This window comes from Microterricola viridarii (assembly GCF_001542775.1).
GTDB classification, from domain to species: Bacteria; Actinomycetota; Actinomycetes; order Actinomycetales; family Microbacteriaceae; genus Microterricola; species Microterricola viridarii_A.
Map to the genome: position 1 here is coordinate 2,436,140 of NZ_CP014145.1, position 16,306 is coordinate 2,452,445.

The following is a 16,306-nucleotide window of genomic DNA, read 5'->3' on the forward strand; positions in this document are numbered from 1 at the left end:
CACCAGCCTTACAACGGTGTGTGTGTAGTGTTTTTCAAGATATCGGCTTATTAGTACTGGTCAGCTCCACGAGTCTTTAGTCCTCGCTTCCACATCCAGCCTATCAACCCAGTCGTCTACTGGGAGCCTCTCCCCTAAAAGGGATGGAAATCTCATCTCGAGGCCGGCTTCCCGCTTAGATGCTTTCAGCGGTTATCCATTCCGAACGTAGCTAATCAGCGGTGCTCCTGGCGGAACAACTGACACACCAGAGGTTCGTCCAACCCGGTCCTCTCGTACTAGGGTCAGATCCTCTCAAATTTCCTGCGCGCGCAGCGGATAGGGACCGAACTGTCTCACGACGTTCTAAACCCAGCTCGCGTACCGCTTTAATGGGCGAACAGCCCAACCCTTGGGACCTACTCCAGCCCCAGGATGCGACGAGCCGACATCGAGGTGCCAAACCATGCCGTCGATATGGACTCTTGGGCAAGATCAGCCTGTTATCCCCGAGGTACCTTTTATCCGTTGAGCGACAGCGCTTCCACAAGCCACTGCCGGATCACTAGTCCCGACTTTCGTCCCTGCTCGACTTGTCAGTCTCACAGTCAAGCTCCCTTGTGCACTTACACTCGACACCTGATTGCCAACCAGGTTGAGGGAACCTTTGGGCGCCTCCGTTACATTTTAGGAGGCAACCGCCCCAGTTAAACTACCCACCAGGCACTGTCCCTGAACCGGATTACGGTTCGAAGTTAGATGTCCAGAGTGACCAGAGTGGTATTTCAACAATGACTCCACCCGAACTAGCGTCCGAGCTTCACAGTCTCCCACCTATCCTACACAAGTCACACCGAACACCAATACCAAGCTGTAGTAAAGGTCACGGGGTCTTTCCGTCCTGCTGCGCGTAACGAGCATCTTTACTCGTAGTGCAATTTCGCCGAGTTCGCGGTTGAGACAGCTGGGAAGTCGTTACGCCATTCGTGCAGGTCGGAACTTACCCGACAAGGAATTTCGCTACCTTAGGATGGTTATAGTTACCACCGCCGTTTACTGGGGCTTAAATTCTCAGCTTCGCTTACGCTAACCGTTCCTCTTAACCTTCCAGCACCGGGCAGGCGTCAGTCCGTATACATCGTCTTGCGACTTAGCACGGACCTGTGTTTTTAGTAAACAGTCGCTTCCCACTGGTCTCTGCGGCCTTCAAAAGCTCCAGGAGTAAATCCCTTCACCCATCAGGCCCCCCTTCTCCCGAAGTTACGGGGGCATTTTGCCGAGTTCCTTAACCACGATTCTCTCGATCTCCTTAGTATTCTCTACCTGACCACCTGAGTCGGTTTGGGGTACGGGCACATTGAACCTCGCGTCGATGCTTTTCTTGGCAGCATAGGATCACCGATTTCGACTTACGTCTACCCATCGAGTCTCAGCCTTATATGAGAGACGGATTTGCCTATCTCTCGGCCTACATTCTTAGACCGGGTCAACCATCGCCCGGCTCGGCTACCTTCCTGCGTCACACCTGTTAATACGCTAACCGCACCAGCATAGGGTCGTGTGCTAGGCCCACACGCATCACCCCGAAGGGATCCGTCACGGGGATTCAGACACTTAGCATCACTGGATTAGCTTGGGCGGTTCTTCTGCGGTACGGGAATATCTACCCGTTGTCCATCGACTACGCCTGTCGGCCTCGCCTTAGGTCCCGACTTACCCAGGGAAGATTAGCTTGACCCTGGAAACCTTGGTCTTCCGGAGGACGGGTTTCTCACCCGTCTTTCGCTACTCATGCCTGCATTCTCACTCGTGTGGCCTCCACGGCTGGTTTACACCGCCGCTTCACTGGCCACACGACGCTCTCCTACCCATCAATACGGCTGGACCACGAAGGCCTACCAAAAATATCAATGCCACAACTTCGGTGGCGTGCTTGAGCCCCGTTACATTGTCGGCGCGGAATCACTTGACCAGTGAGCTATTACGCACTCTTTCAAGGGTGGCTGCTTCTAAGCCAACCTCCTGGTTGTCTGTGCAACTCCACATCCTTTCCCACTTAGCACGCGCTTTGGGACCTTAGTTGGTGGTCTGGGTTGTTTCCCTCTCGACAATGAAGCTTATCCCCCACTGTCTCACTGCTGCGCTCTCACTTACCGGCATTCGGAGTTTGGCTAACGTCAGTAACCTTGTAGGGCCCATCGGCTATCCAGTAGCTCTACCTCCGGCAAGAAACACGCAACGCTGCACCTAAATGCATTTCGGAGAGAACCAGCTATCACGAAGTTTGATTGGCCTTTCACCCCTATCCACAGCTCATCCCCTCAGTTTTCAACCTAAGTGGGTTCGGTCCTCCACGCGCTCTTACACGCGCTTCAACCTGGCCATGGATAGATCACTTCGCTTCGGGTCTAGGACCAGCGACTCATTCGCCCTATTAAGACTCGCTTTCGCTACGCATTCCCCTCACGGGTTAAGCTCGCCACTGATCACTAACTCGCAGGCTCATTCTTCAAAAGGCACGCTGTCACCAGAATCAGACTGGCTCCAACGGTTTGTAAGCAAACGGTTTCAGGTACTATTTCACTCCCCTCCCGGGGTACTTTTCACCTTTCCCTCACGGTACTTGTTCACTATCGGTCATGTAGGAGTATTTAGGCTTATCAGGTGGTCCTGACAGATTCACACGGGATTTCTCGGGCCCCGTGCTACTTGGGATACTCTTCGCGCCATTGGAACATTTCGACTACCGGGCTGGCACCGTCTATGGCTGCGCTTTCAAACGCATTCGTCTATATTCCTTTGTAACGCTCACTGTTCGGCAGAAGCAGCAGAAAAGTCCCGCAACCCCGACCATGCAACGCCTGCCGGCTATCACACATGATCGGTTTAGCCTCTTCCGGGTTCGCTCGCCACTACTAACGGAATCACTATTGTTTTCTCTTCCTGTGGGTACTGAGATGTTTCACTTCCCCACGTTCCCTCTACCCGCCCTATATATTCAGGCGGGAGTCACCAGGTTGCCCGAAAGCACCTGGCGGGGTTTCCCCATTCGGAAATCCTCGGATCACGGTTCGTTTATCAACTCCCCGAGGCTTATCGCAGATTACTACGTCCTTCTTCGGCTCTACATGCCAAGGCATTCACCGTTTGCTCTTAGAATCTTGAAATCACATGAGTTTGAATCGATCGTGCACAACACCCGAAGGCATTGTGCGAAATTGACCAATGATTAGTCGAACAACAACCAAAGTTGTTGTCCTAAAAATCTTTGTGATTGATACCGAAGTATCAATCTAAGATGCTCGCGTCCACTGTGTAGTTCTCAAAGTACGGGCGGTACTCCCCCAACACCAGCCGGCTTACGCCTATGCCGATGTTGACCGAAGTCCAGAAGGTCGTCCACGTCAAAACGTGACCCGGTCCTTCAGGACCCAACAGCGTGCTCCAACAACCCTCAACCAACCAGCCTGTTCCTTTCACCGAAGTGACGTACTAAAACCGACGAGCGTCGCGTTGTTGCAATGTCAATGTTCCACCCATGAGCGCCACCGGGAAACATGTGTTCCCGTAATGGCTGGCAGTATCTGATCGCCCTGTATACAGAGGCGGACTGCACGTGCTCCTTAGAAAGGAGGTGATCCAGCCGCACCTTCCGGTACGGCTACCTTGTTACGACTTAGTCCTAATCACCGATCCCACCTTCGACAGCTCCCTCCCACAAGGGGTTGGGCCACCGGCTTCGGGTGTTACCGACTTTCATGACTTGACGGGCGGTGTGTACAAGGCCCGGGAACGTATTCACCGCAGCGTTGCTGATCTGCGATTACTAGCGACTCCGACTTCATGAGGTCGAGTTGCAGACCTCAATCCGAACTGAGACCGGCTTTTTGGGATTCGCTCCACCTTGCGGTATTGCAGCCCTTTGTACCGGCCATTGTAGCATGCGTGAAGCCCAAGACATAAGGGGCATGATGATTTGACGTCATCCCCACCTTCCTCCGAGTTGACCCCGGCAGTATCCCATGAGTTCCCACCATTACGTGCTGGCAACATAGGACGAGGGTTGCGCTCGTTGCGGGACTTAACCCAACATCTCACGACACGAGCTGACGACAACCATGCACCACCTGTTTACGAGTGTCCAAAGAGTTGACCATTTCTGGCCCGTTCTCGTATATGTCAAGTCTTGGTAAGGTTCTTCGCGTTGCATCGAATTAATCCGCATGCTCCGCCGCTTGTGCGGGCCCCCGTCAATTCCTTTGAGTTTTAGCCTTGCGGCCGTACTCCCCAGGCGGGGAACTTAATGCGTTAGCTGCGACACGGAGACCGTGGAATGGCCCCCACATCTAGTTCCCAACGTTTACGGCATGGACTACCAGGGTATCTAATCCTGTTCGCTCCCCATGCTTTCGCTCCTCAGCGTCAGTTACGGCCCAGAGATCTGCCTTCGCCATCGGTGTTCCTCCTGATATCTGCGCATTCCACCGCTACACCAGGAATTCCAATCTCCCCTACCGCACTCTAGTCTGCCCGTACCCACTGCAGGCTGGGGGTTGAGCCCCCAGATTTCACAGCAGACGCGACAAACCGCCTACGAGCTCTTTACGCCCAATAATTCCGGACAACGCTTGCACCCTACGTATTACCGCGGCTGCTGGCACGTAGTTAGCCGGTGCTTTTTCTGCAGGTACCGTCACTTTCGCTTCTTCCCTACTAAAAGAGGTTTACAACCCGAAGGCCGTCATCCCTCACGCGGCGTTGCTGCATCAGGCTTTCGCCCATTGTGCAATATTCCCCACTGCTGCCTCCCGTAGGAGTCTGGGCCGTGTCTCAGTCCCAGTGTGGCCGGTCACCCTCTCAGGCCGGCTACCCGTCGTCGCCTTGGTGAGCCATTACCTCACCAACTAGCTGATAGGCCGCGAGTCCATCCTTGACCGAAATTCTTTCCACCCCCAGGAGATGCCTCCGAAGGTCGTATCCGGTATTAGACGTCGTTTCCAACGCTTATCCCAGAGTCAAGGGCAGGTTACTCACGTGTTACTCACCCGTTCGCCACTAATCCACCAGGTGCAAGCACCCAGCTTCATCGTTCGACTTGCATGTGTTAAGCACGCCGCCAGCGTTCGTCCTGAGCCAGGATCAAACTCTCCGTAAATGTTTATACGACTAACCAACGCTTCTGACAAGCAGAGCAGCTGGCGTCACATTTTGCGCTTCGAAACCACCGGAAAAAGGCGGACATCTCAGCAAGTTTGAAACTGACAGAACAAATCATTACTGACTTGCTTTGTTGTTTAAATGTTTTCCAAAGGAATCCCAATCACCGAAGTGATCTGGGGTTTTTGGCATTTGACATTGTGCACGCTGTTGAGTTCTCAAGGATCGGATGCACCCGGATTCTCCCCGCCGTTTCAGCGGGTGTCGCTCCGAGGCAACTTGTCTAACTTACCAGACTCTCGCTTCCCCGCAAAACCGAGCGAATCAAACACTGCTGGCAGGAAAACCTGCGAAGTGGAGACTCGAACCCGAAGCGGGGAGCTGGAGAGGCAAGAAGCAATCCTAGGCATGAAACCGGTCAAACGCAAAATGCGCAGACACACGATATTTGGCTGGGAAAGCTGCCACCGCGGTGAGCCGAGAAGCTGTTTCGCTTCCCGCTGTTGCGGCGACAAGAGATAACAATACGGGCGGGTCAGGCACCGCGCAAAGCGGCCAGAAGGCCGGGCGTGTCGACGGTTTCGCGCAGCCAGGGCGGGCTCCCTGCGCTGCCCGGTGGACAAAGCCGAGCGATCAAATATCATTTCGTACAACAGATGTGCCATCGGCCGGGCCACCAACCCGCTGCTGTAGGCTCCCTGTCACGGATCGTCCACAACGCAGTAACGATTCCCGAGAGAACCAAGGTGGTGCACCGTTGCCGACAGCATTTTCCTCCCCCGCGCTGATGAGTCTTCCCCGGCCATGCCGCGCAGCTCGCGCGTGACGACCGCCATCGCCCGCGACTTCAGCGAGTTCCGCACGGCCGTCTCCGAGTCTTTCGTGCCATTGCACGTGACGAGCGAGCGTCCGGACCCCTTCCGCGGCCGCATCCGCTCCACCGATGTCGACGACATCCATGTAAGCGAGGTCAACGCCGGTGAGCACACCGTCGAGCGCACCCCGGAGCTGATCGCCCGCGGCGACCGGCACTACTTCAAGCTGAGCCTCCAGCTCTCTGGCACCGGGCTGCTCATCCAGGACAACCGCGAGGCGATCCTGCTGCCCGGTGACGTGGCCGTCTACGACACCAACCGGCCGTACTCGCTGGTCTTCGACGATGACTTCCGCACCATGGTTGTCATGTTCCCCAAGCACCTGATCGATCTGCCGTCGGACGTCGTCGGGCAGCTGACGGCCGTGCGGATGTCGGGCAGCGAGGGCGTCGGTCGGATGATCGTGCCGTTCCTCTCGCAGCTCGTCGGCAACCTCGACCAGCTGGGCGGCGCGACCGGCACCCGACTCGTGCACAGCGCGCTCGACCTGGTCACCACCATGTTCTCCAGCGAGCTCGACCTCGAGCGCGGCTCGGCGAACCCGCACCAGGCGCTCATGCAGCGAGTGCGGAGCTACATCGACGCGAACCTCGCCTCAACAGACCTCGGGCCGAACCAGATCGCCGCGGCACACTTCATCTCGACGCGGCACCTGCACGGCCTGTTCCAGGCGGAGGGCACGACCGTCTCCACCTGGATCCGGACCCGCCGGCTTGAGCGCTGCCGACGCGACCTGCTGAACCCGGTCTACGCCCACCGCCCGGTCGCGGCCGTCGCCTCGCGCTGGGGTTTCGTCGATGCCGCGCACTTCAGCCGGGTGTTCAAGGCCGCGTACGGCGTCGCCCCCAGCGAGCTGCGGGCCCGGGCGGCGGCCGGCGCCTGAGCGCCTGCACCACTTGTCGCCCGCGGAACGGGCTTTGACCTTGGCGGCATGAAGCCGCCGGGACCCTTGAGCCGTGCCCACACACACGGCAACGTGAGAGCACCGCGGCGAGCCCGCGGCTGAAGCCCCGGCGATGAGGCCGGGCGTGACCTCACGGAGCTGCCATGTCAGAGTCGACCCTCCCCACCACCTCCCGCCAGCTCGTGTTCACCGAGCGCGACGCCATGGCGGTCTCCGACAGCCCCGTTCCGCCGACCGGCGACGACGACGTGCTCCTGCGCGTGGCGTTGGTCGGCATCTGCGCAACCGACCTGCACCTGCTTGCCGGCCACATCGGCGACCCGTTCCCGCTCGTGCCCGGGCACGAGTTCGTCGGCGAGGTGGCCGCCATCGGGCCGGCGGCGGCGCGCAGCCGTGGCCTCGCGGTCGGCGACCACGTTGCGGTCGAGATGCTGCTGCCGTGCCGCAGCTGCGCGCGCTGCCGCGAGGGCCGTTACAACCTCTGCGAGGCGGACGACATGGCGCTCGGACTCGAGCGCGGCCGCCAGTACGGAGTGAACATTCCGCGCACCGTCGAACCCGGACTCTGGGGCGGCTACTCCGAGTACCTACACGTGCCGGCAGAGGCGACGACGCACCGGCTCCCCGACGCCATGCCGTGGGAGCGCGCGGTGTTGGTCGAGCCGCTCGCCGTCGCCTACCGCACCATCCAGCGCGCCCGGCTGAGCCCCGGCGAGAGCGTCGTGATCATCGGCCCCGGGCCCGTCGGCCTGCTGGCGGCGGCCGCTGCGCGTGCAGCAGGAGCCGGCCGCGTGATCGTCGCCGGCACCCGCGACAGCCGGCTCGAGCTGGCCCGGCGCTTCGGTGCCGACGCCGTCGTGAACACCCGGGAGACGGATGCCGTGGCAGCCGTGCGGGCCGAGCTCGGCGGGCTGGCCGACGTCGTCATCGAGATCGCCGGCGTTGCCGCCGCCCAGCAGCAGGCCGTGCAGTTGGCGCGGCGCGGCGGGCGGGTCGTGCTCGCCGGGGCCTGCGGGGCGAACGTCGCCGTCACGTTCCGGGCGGACGAGGAGCTGCTGACCCGGGAGATCGACCTGCTGCCGTCCTTTCTCTCGGCCGGCGGCTTCGAGCCCGCCATCGCGCTGCTCGGCAGGAACGAGTTCCCGTTCACCGAGCTGGTGACCCACCGCTTCGCGCTCGAGCAGACGGCGGAGGCCTTCGCCACGATCGCCGCGCGTGAGGCCGGCGTGATCAAGGCCGTGCTCGAGCCGGGGCTGCGCCGCCCAGCCCCGCTCGACGGGCGCGCGGCGTGAGCGGCGGCCGCTTCGCCGGGCGCGTCGCCGTCGTCAGCGGCAGTTCCAGCGGCATCGGGCTGGGCATCGCGGAGGCGCTGCTCGCCGAGGGCGCCCGTGTGTTCGGCCTGGATCTGGCGGGCGCGATCGCCGCGACGGCGCCGGACGCACAGGGCAACGCCGTCGAGCGGATCCCCTGCGACGTGAGCGATGCGGCATCCGTCGCCGACGCCACCGCCGCCCTGCTTCACGCCACCGGCGGTCGCATCGACCATGTCGTCGCGAACGCCGGCATCCGCGGCTCGGACACCCCAGCCGAGCTGCTGCCGATCGGCGAGTTCGACGCTGTGATGGCCGTCAACCTGCGCGGCGTCTTCCTCACCCTGCAGGGATTCGCCCCCGCGATGCTCGCCGCCGGCAGCGGCAGCATGGTCGCCATCGCCTCGATGTCGGGCAACCATGTCGTCAACGTGCCCCAGCACACCGTCGCGTACAACACGGCGAAGGCCGGCGTCACGGCGCTCACGCGCACGCTGGCCGTCGAGTGGGGCGGGCGCGGGGTGCGCGTCAACGCGGTCTCCCCCGGTTACGTCGCCACCCCGTTCCTCGAGGCGGACGCCGCCATGCACCCGGCCTGGCTACCGCAGACGGTCCCCGGCCGCTTCGCCCGCATCGAGGAGATCGCGGCCGGCGTGCTCTACCTGCTGTCGGATGCCGCCGGCTACTGCCACGGCACCGAGCTGCTGATCGACGGCGGCTACAGCCTGCGCTGACTGGCCGGTTCTGAGCCGCACCGCACCGCCCCCTCCCACCGAAGCACCATGAAAGGACACCCCATGACCGACACCACCACGGACCCGGCGCTCGACGAATGGCGCAGTTACGACGAGTTCGCCGCCGGCATCGACACCTTCCGGCTGCCCAACGTGTCGCTGGACGGCTCCTCGATCCGCCTCACGCTGGATGACGGCGGGACGCTCGCACTCGACTTCGGCACCGACACGGTGCGGTGGAGCGCGGACGGCACCCTCAGCGCCACCGAGAGCATCGACCCGTACGACGCCGTCGCCGTGCGCGAGAACGTGGTCTTCGTCAATCTGCCGCTCAGCAGCAGGGAGCGCGAATCGCTCACGATCGTGTACTCGACGACGACCCACCGCGCCGTCGTCACCCACTCGCAGATCGGCGAGGAGGAAGTCGAGGCCGCCCCGCGCGTGAGCCAGAGCTTCTGGTCGGCGGTGACAGACGGGGGCACCCCGAGCGGTGAGGTGCCCGGGCCGTCGCGCGACCTCATCGGCAAGCGCAACATCTACCGGTACAGCCCGGAGCACCTCTACGAGCACGTCTACGTGTCGAGCCAGCGCTACGCCTGGCAGTGCCTCGAGGGCGTGCAGCGCGGTCACGGCGACATGGACCTCTCCACCGTGTGGAAGTTCGACGACGGGCTCTACCTGTTCTGCTTCCGTGAGTTCCGCATCGCCGTCGCCAGCGTCTGGCTGCACGACCTCGGCTACCAGCTGATGACGACGGGGGTCTTCCTCGGGCTGAACGGTGCGGGCGAATCCGAGCACTCCCGCGGCGGCGGGCACATCTACCCGCTCGGCAGCGTCGCCTACCCCGACGCCCAGCCCGTCTGACCCACCCTGAAACTGACGCAGTGAAAGGCAGCAGCATGAGCAACGCAGACATCATCCGTGAGCACTACGCGGCATCCGATCGGGGCGACCTGGCGGGAATGACCGCGCCGTTCCACCCCGCGGTGCGCTGGACGGAGGCCGCCGGATTCCCGTACGCGGGAACCTACGTCGGCCCGGACGCCGTCGCCGCCAACGTCTTCGCCCGCATCCAGGAGGACTGGGACGACTACACCGTGGCCATCGACGAGGTGCTCGACGCCGGCGACGCCGTGATCGGCGTCGGCACCTACTCGGGCACGTACAAGGCCACCGGTCAGTTCTTCGCGGCGCGGGTCGCGCACATCTGGCGGCTCGCCGACGGCGAGGTCGTCGCCTTCGAGCAGTTCACCGACACCGAGCTCGTCAACCGGGCGATCCGGGCGGGCTGATGCCCGGTGCTGGCACGGATGCCGACGCTCCCCGTTCCCGCAGAGACAAGGACTGTTCCCCCGGCGACAACAGCGCGACTGGGACGCGTCCTAGCGTCTAATCACATTCTCCGCACCATCCATCAGAGGCCACTGCGGCCACAGCAACCACGACGACGTGGTCGTCGTGCACACCCGAGAGGTAGGCACACACGATGAAAAGACAGCTCACAGGAACGGTGGCCATTGCGGCCGCCACCCTGCTCGTCCTGAGCGGATGCGCAGGCGCGGCCGACAGCGGTGGTGGCGAGGGTGCCCCCATCAAGATCGGCTCCGTCAACACCATCAGCGGCCCTGCAACGTTCCCGGAGGCCTCCCAAGCCGCAGCGGCCGTGTTCGATGCCGTCAACGCCGAGGGCGGGGTCAACGGCCACCAGATCGAGTACAAGGCGCTCGACGACAAGGGCGACCCGGCCACGGCGACCGCCTCGGCCCGCGAGCTCGTCGGCAGCGACGAGGTCGTCGCCCTCGTCGGCGGCGCCAGCCTGCTCGAGTGTGAGATCAACCAGGGCTACTACTCGCAGGAGAGCATCCTCTCGATCCCCGGCATCGGCGTCGACACGGGCTGCTTCAACACCCCGAACATCGCGCCGGCCAATGTCGGACCGTTCAACGACATGACGCTCACGCTGCTCTACGGCTCCGAGACTCTGAAGCTCGACAACATCTGTGTGCTGCTCGAGATCGCCGGCAGCACGCGGCCCACCTACCAGGCCGCGATCGACCGGTGGACCGAGATCACCGGCAAGAAGCCGATCTACGTCGACGACACGGTTCCCTACGGGGCCAGCGACTACACGCCGTACATCGTCAAGGCCAAGGACGCCGGCTGCAAGGCGCTCGCCATCAACCCGGTCGAGCCCGATGCCATCGGCCAGGTGAAGGCCGCGAACGCCCAGGGCTGGGACGACGTGACCTGGCTCTACCTCACGAGCGTCTACAGCGACAACTTCGCCAAGGCCATCAACGACGCCGGAGCCGGCATCTACGTGCCGGCCGAGTTCTACCCGTTCACCGAGGCGAACGAGATCACGGCGGACTGGCAGGCGCTGATGGCGAAGAACGACATCCCGCTCACCGCGTTCAGCCAGGGCGGGTACCTCGCCGCCACCTACTTCGTCGAGGTGCTGAAGGGCATCGACGGAGACATCACCCGGGAATCGGTGACGAAGGCGCTGCACGACATGCAGCCGATCGCCAACCCCATGTCGGGCACGCCGTGGGTCTTCGGCACCGCGGAGACCCACGCCGACCAGGTCGCCGGCTGGCCGATCAAGCTCATGAGTGGCACCAACAAGTGGGAGCTGAACGGCGACGACTGGCTGCGCATCCCGCAGTAGCGCGCAGCACAGCACAGCACAGCAACACAGCAGCTCAGCTGCCGGGGCGGGGCGCCACAGTCCCACCCCGGCAGCATCTCGGCATCCGGCCCCGCCCAGGCGGCCCCACGAAAGGCACCACCGTGATCGACACCATCCGTCACCAGGCAGAAGGGGTGCAGCCATGTTGCAGGGCGCTCTAGCCGGGCTCGCGGCCGGCGGCCTCTACGCCGTGCTCGCCGTCTGCCTCACCCTGATGAGCCGCCTCGTGCGCGTCGTGAACTTCGCGCAGGCGGCCACCGGAATGTTCGGCGGCTTCGTCGCCGTCTGGTTCGTGAGCGAGATCGGCCTGCCGATCTGGCTCGGCGCCCTGCTCGGCGTCGCCGTCGGCGGCCTGCTCAGCGCACTGATCGGCTGGATCGTCGCCACCTGGCTCGCCGAGGCCGACACCACCACGCGCTCGGCCATGACGGTCGGCCCGCTGCTGCTGCTCATCTCGCTGAGCTTCATCCTGTTCGGCAACAAGCCGCAGCCGTTCAATCCGATCATCGCTGGTCCGGCCTTCGAGATCGGCGGCGTCGTGATCAGCCAGGTCACGGTCGCGACCGTGTCGATGGCCATCGTCGTGGCGATCGCCTGCAAGCTCGTGCTCGCCCGCACCAGCGTCGGAACACAGCTGCGGGCCCTCTCCGAGCGGCCGACGACGGCCGAGCTGATCGGCATCCCGTCGAAGCCCCTCTCGATCGCCGTCTGGGCCGTGACCGGCGTGATCAGCGCGATCGTCATCATCATCGTCGCCCCCTCGCAGTCGAACGACGCGACCAGCCTGTCGATGCTCATCGTGCCGGCCGCCGCCGCCGCGCTGCTCGGCGGATTCCGCCGCCTCGACCTCGCCGTGGTCGGCGGGCTCGTGCTCGGGGTGCTCAGCGGCCTGGTCGCGCAGATCAGCGAGGTGTCACTGATCCGCAACTTCCTGCCGTTCCTGTTCATCGTCATCCTGCTGCTCTGGACCCAACGCAAGGAGGTGTGGGATGCCGCGCGCTGATGCCCCCGTGCTGAACAACACCGAGTCAACCCCGTCGGCCCGCCGCCCCGTCGGGCCCGCCCGGCCCTGGCTGCGCACCCCGCTCGGCCGCACCGCGCTGCCGCTCGGGATCGCCGCCATCGGCCTGCTCGCCGGCTACCTGCTGAGCGTCGGCCTCTCCGGCTACTTCGTCTTCCTCGCCGTCAGCGCGGTCACCGCCGCCATCGCCATCCTCGGCCTCGGCGTCGTCACCGGCTCGGCGGGCATGATCGCGCTCTGCCAGCTCACCTTCGCCGCGGTCGGCGCCTGGATCGTCTCGCTGCTGAACGTGATGGAGGCGCCGGGCGGCTTCATCGTGTGGCTGCTCGCCGGCGGTGTCGCCGCCGGACTCGTCGGGATCCTCGTCGGGCTGCCCGCGCTGCGCCTGCGCGGGGTGAACCTCGCCGTCGTCACCCTCGGCTTCGCCGCGGCGGCAGACGTCACCCTCGTGCAGATCCAGTTCCCGGGCTCGAAGGACGGCGTCGCCGTGCTGCGGCCAGAGGCCTTCGCCAGCGATCGCTCCTACTTCTTTTTCAGCATCATCGTGCTCACCGCCTGCGCGCTGCTCGTCTACTTCCTGCAGCGTGGGCGCTGGGGCTCGAGCTGGAAGGCCGTCGCCTTCTCTGAGCGCGGCACGGCCTCCGTCGGGCAGAGCGTTCAGAGTGCCAAGCTGACCGCCTTCGCCGTGAGCGCCGCACTCGGCGGCATCTCCGGCGGCCTGCTGGCCGGGCAGGTGCAGCTGCCGTTCGCGTCGAGCTTCACGCCGATCCAGTCGCTCGCGCTCTACATCCTGGCCGTGATGAGCGGCGCCTACCTGATCGACATGGCGATCTTCGGCGGCCTGCTCTGGGTCGTGGTGCCCGAACTGCTGAAGCGCTGGGGCGTGCCCCAGGACTGGGGTTTCGTGATCTTCGGTGTGCTCGGCGTGCAGGCGCTCACGAGCGGCAGCAACCTCGGCCAAGGCATCCGCAACCTCTGGTGGAAGAGGGCGGACAAGCGGGCGGCCGCCGCACACAGCGCGGCCAGGGAGCGGGCGGCAGCCGCATCCGCCGCGCTGCACGCTGCCGAGGCGGAGGGTGTGGGCCGGGTCGCCGACAGCGTCACGCTCCCCGCGCCCGCCTCGGCCCCCGGGAAGCCCGTGCTGGTCGTGCGCGACCTCGGCGTCGCCTTCGGCACGCTCAAGGCGCTCGACGGCGTGAGCCTCGAGGTGCCCGCGCGCACCGTGATGGGCCTCATTGGCCCGAACGGCGCGGGCAAGTCGACGTTCGTCGACGCCATCTCCGGCTTTCTGCCGCAACACACCGGCACAGTGACGCTGAACGGAACGCCGCTGGCCGGCCTCAGCCCGGTGCGCCGGGCCCGGATCGGGCTGCGCCGCACGTTCCAGCAGGACCGCGTTCCGCCGTCGCTCTCTGTCGAGGCCTACCTGCGCTTCGTCGCACGCCGCTCGGTGAGCGCCGCGGAGATCGCCGAGGTGTTGGACTTCTTCGGCTGCCCGGAGGCCGCGACCCGGCTGGTCAGCGTCGATGTCGGCACCCGCAGGCTCATCGAGGTGGCCGCCAACGTGCTCGCGCGGCCGAGCCTGCTCATCCTCGACGAGCCGGCCGCGGGCCTCTCGCACGATGAGCACGTCGAGCTCGGCCGTCGCCTCCGCGCGGTTCCCGAGCGCTACGACATGTCGATCGTTCTCATCGAACACGACCTCGACCTCGTGCGCTCCGTCTGCTCGACGCTCACCGTGCTCGACTTCGGCACGGTGCTGGCCAGCGGCCCGCAGGCCACCGTGCTCGCCGACCCGGCCGTCATCAAGGCATACATGGGCGAGACGGAGATGCTCTGATGCGCCCCGACCCCGCCGTGACCGCACTACCCACAACCGCGAACGCGGGCGAAACGGAGATGCCGTGAGCACACTCATCCTTGACGACGTGACCGTGAGCCGCGGGGCCGGGCCGGTGATCTCCGGTGTGAGCCTCGAGCTGCACCAGGGCCGCATCACTGCCCTCGTCGGCCCCAACGGCGCAGGCAAGACCAGCCTGCTCGAGTCGATCTCCGGGGTGATCGCCGCGTCATCCGGCAGCATCACCCTCGACGGCGACGCAATCCGGCCGCTCTCCCGCGTGGCCCGCGCCCGCCGCGGCATCGTGCACATCGAGCAGGGCCGCGCCGTCTTCCCGTCGCTGACCGTGCTCGAGAACCTGCGGCTGACCGCGCGCACCCCGGCCGACCTGGATGCCGCGCTCGCGCACTTCCCCGAGCTGCAGAAACGCCTCGGCACGGCCAGCGGTCTGCTCTCCGGCGGCGAGCAGCAGATGGTGGTGCTCGCCCGCGCCTTCGCCGCGCACCCCAAGTTCCTGCTGATCGATGAGATGTCGCTCGGCCTGGCACCGGTCGTGTTCATGCGCCTGCTGCCCGTGATCGAGCAGATCGCGGCGGGCGGGGTCGGCGTGCTGCTCGTCGAGCAGTTCACGAACCTCGCGCTCGGCGTCGCGCAGGACGCGCTCGTCGTGGCCGGCGGCCGCGTCGGCTTCCACGGTTCGGCGGCCGAGCTGCTGGCCGCCCCCGAGCTGCTGCACAGTGCCTACTTGGGCGGCGCCGCCGCCTAGGCCGTCCCGGGGCGGCGCCGCCATGTGGCGGCCGCCGCCCCTGTGTTCACAGCCCGGCGTTCACAGCCCGGCGTTCACAGCCCGGCGTTCACAGCCCGGCGTGGTCGAGCGCGAGCGTCGGCACGTCGACGATGTGGGCACCGCCGTCGGCGACCAGCACGGCGCCGGTCATGTAGGAGGACTCGCCGGAGCCGAGGAAGCGCACGATCGAGGCGATCTCGGCCGGGGCTGCCGCACGGCCAAGCGGCACGTCGGCGGTCACGAGCTCATAGCCCTTGTCCCGCCCCTCGAACCCGGCGGCGCGGGCGAACTCGTCCATCTCTGCGTCCGCCATCGGTGTCTGCACCCAGCCGGGGCAGACGGCGTTGACGCGCACGCCCAGGCGGCCGTAGTCGCGTGCCAGGGTGCGGGTCAGTCCAATCAGGGCATGCTTGCCGACCGTGTAGCCGGCCACGCTCGGGCCGGCGAAGAGCCCGGCCAGCGACGACACGACCACGATCTGCCCCTTCGCCTCGATCAGGGCTGGCAGGCTCTCCCTGGCCATCACGAAGGCGCTGCTGAGGTTGCTCCGCAGCGCCTCGTCCCAGGCCGCGTCGTCGGTGTCGAGCACCGTCGCGAGACCGTGGCCTCCGGCGTTGGCCACCAAGACGTCGAGGCGCCCGAAGCGCTCAAGAACCGTGGCCACGGCTGCCCTGGCCGACGCCGAATCGGCCGCGTCCGCGACGACCGCGATGCCACCGATCGCGTCGGCGACCGCGTGCAGCGGTTCGGCCCGGCGCCCGAGCACGGCGACGTGTGCTCCCTCTGCCGCGTAGCGCTCGGCCACGGCGGCGCCGATGCCCGTGCCGCCACCGGTGATCATCACGACGCGTCCTTCGTTGCGCGCTCCTGCGTATCCCATGACTCTCTCTTTCTTCTCTATGTATCTCTCTCCCCACGCCCGACCCCCACTTCCGTTGAGAGCGGTCAAATGGCCGATTTCCGCCTCGAAAAGTGGCCATTTGACCGCTCTCAACGGAACTTGGGAG

10 protein-coding genes and 2 rRNA genes are annotated in these 16,306 nt (G+C 64.6%); 9 read left to right on the top strand and 3 right to left on the bottom strand.

What is annotated here, in order from left to right:
- Positions 1–30 precede the first annotated feature (30 nt).
- Positions 31–3,146: ribosomal RNA gene (locus AWU67_RS11200) — 23S ribosomal RNA — on the bottom strand.
- Positions 3,147–3,606: 460 nt separating this feature from the next.
- Positions 3,607–5,134: ribosomal RNA gene (locus AWU67_RS11205) — 16S ribosomal RNA — on the bottom strand.
- Together the 16S and 23S rRNA genes form the textbook arrangement of a ribosomal RNA operon.
- Before the next feature lie 806 nt (positions 5,135–5,940).
- Here AWU67_RS11205 and AWU67_RS11210 point away from each other — a divergent pair.
- The 9 genes from AWU67_RS11210 to AWU67_RS11250 all read left to right on the top strand — a co-directional run bounded on the left by AWU67_RS11210 (position 5,941) and on the right by AWU67_RS11250 (position 15,278).
- Positions 5,941–6,894, top strand: coding sequence for a helix-turn-helix domain-containing protein (locus tag AWU67_RS11210; protein ID WP_067228944.1), 954 nt, complete (start codon positions 5,941–5,943; stop codon positions 6,892–6,894).
- Between the two features lie 164 nt (positions 6,895–7,058).
- Positions 7,059–8,207 (top strand): zinc-dependent alcohol dehydrogenase, encoded by a 1,149-nt coding sequence (locus tag AWU67_RS11215; RefSeq protein WP_067228947.1) that lies wholly within the window; start codon positions 7,059–7,061, stop codon positions 8,205–8,207.
- Complete coding sequence (locus AWU67_RS11220) at positions 8,204–8,959, top strand: SDR family oxidoreductase (protein WP_067228950.1); 756 nt, start codon at positions 8,204–8,206, stop codon at positions 8,957–8,959. Before AWU67_RS11215 ends, AWU67_RS11220 begins: the two co-directional genes overlap by 4 nt.
- Before the next feature lie 63 nt (positions 8,960–9,022).
- Entirely contained in the window at positions 9,023–9,823 is an 801-nt protein-coding gene (locus AWU67_RS11225; RefSeq protein WP_067228954.1) for a MoaF C-terminal domain-containing protein, read from the top strand.
- 35 nt (positions 9,824–9,858) lie between these two features.
- A complete protein-coding gene (locus AWU67_RS11230; RefSeq protein WP_067228956.1) occupies positions 9,859–10,251 on the top strand; it encodes a nuclear transport factor 2 family protein in 393 nt (130 codons plus the stop codon).
- A 194-nt stretch (positions 10,252–10,445) separates the two neighbouring features.
- Positions 10,446–11,630 (top strand): ABC transporter substrate-binding protein, encoded by a 1,185-nt coding sequence (locus AWU67_RS11235; RefSeq protein WP_067228959.1) that lies wholly within the window; start codon positions 10,446–10,448, stop codon positions 11,628–11,630.
- 163 nt (positions 11,631–11,793) lie between these two features.
- Positions 11,794–12,654, top strand: coding sequence for a branched-chain amino acid ABC transporter permease (locus tag AWU67_RS11240; protein ID WP_067228962.1), 861 nt, complete (start codon positions 11,794–11,796; stop codon positions 12,652–12,654).
- Positions 12,641–14,512, top strand: coding sequence for an ABC transporter permease subunit (locus tag AWU67_RS11245; RefSeq protein WP_082716938.1), 1,872 nt, complete (start codon positions 12,641–12,643; stop codon positions 14,510–14,512). Before AWU67_RS11240 ends, AWU67_RS11245 begins: the two co-directional genes overlap by 14 nt.
- A gap of 64 nt (positions 14,513–14,576) precedes the next feature.
- Entirely contained in the window at positions 14,577–15,278 is a 702-nt protein-coding gene (locus AWU67_RS11250) for an ABC transporter ATP-binding protein (RefSeq protein WP_067228967.1), read from the top strand.
- An 88-nt stretch (positions 15,279–15,366) separates the two neighbouring features.
- On the opposite strand, the gene AWU67_RS11255 is transcribed toward AWU67_RS11250, so the two are convergent.
- Complete coding sequence (locus tag AWU67_RS11255; protein WP_067228970.1) at positions 15,367–16,179, bottom strand: SDR family NAD(P)-dependent oxidoreductase; 813 nt, start codon at positions 16,177–16,179, stop codon at positions 15,367–15,369.
- Positions 16,180–16,306 lie beyond the last annotated feature (127 nt).

Coding starts and splice junctions, on each gene's coding strand:
- AWU67_RS11210 (WP_067228944.1), top strand. CDS start 5,941: ATGCCGCGCAGCTCGCGCGTGACGACCGCCATCGCCCGCGACTTCAGC.
- AWU67_RS11245 (WP_082716938.1), top strand. CDS start 12,641: ATGCCGCGCGCTGATGCCCCCGTGCTGAACAACACCGAGTCAACCCCG.
- AWU67_RS11215 (WP_067228947.1), top strand. CDS start 7,059: ATGTCAGAGTCGACCCTCCCCACCACCTCCCGCCAGCTCGTGTTCACC.
- AWU67_RS11235 (WP_067228959.1), top strand. CDS start 10,446: ATGAAAAGACAGCTCACAGGAACGGTGGCCATTGCGGCCGCCACCCTG.
- AWU67_RS11240 (WP_067228962.1), top strand. CDS start 11,794: ATGTTGCAGGGCGCTCTAGCCGGGCTCGCGGCCGGCGGCCTCTACGCC.
- AWU67_RS11255 (WP_067228970.1), bottom strand. CDS start 16,179: ATGGGATACGCAGGAGCGCGCAACGAAGGACGCGTCGTGATGATCACC.
- AWU67_RS11225 (WP_067228954.1), top strand. CDS start 9,023: ATGACCGACACCACCACGGACCCGGCGCTCGACGAATGGCGCAGTTAC.
- AWU67_RS11230 (WP_067228956.1), top strand. CDS start 9,859: ATGAGCAACGCAGACATCATCCGTGAGCACTACGCGGCATCCGATCGG.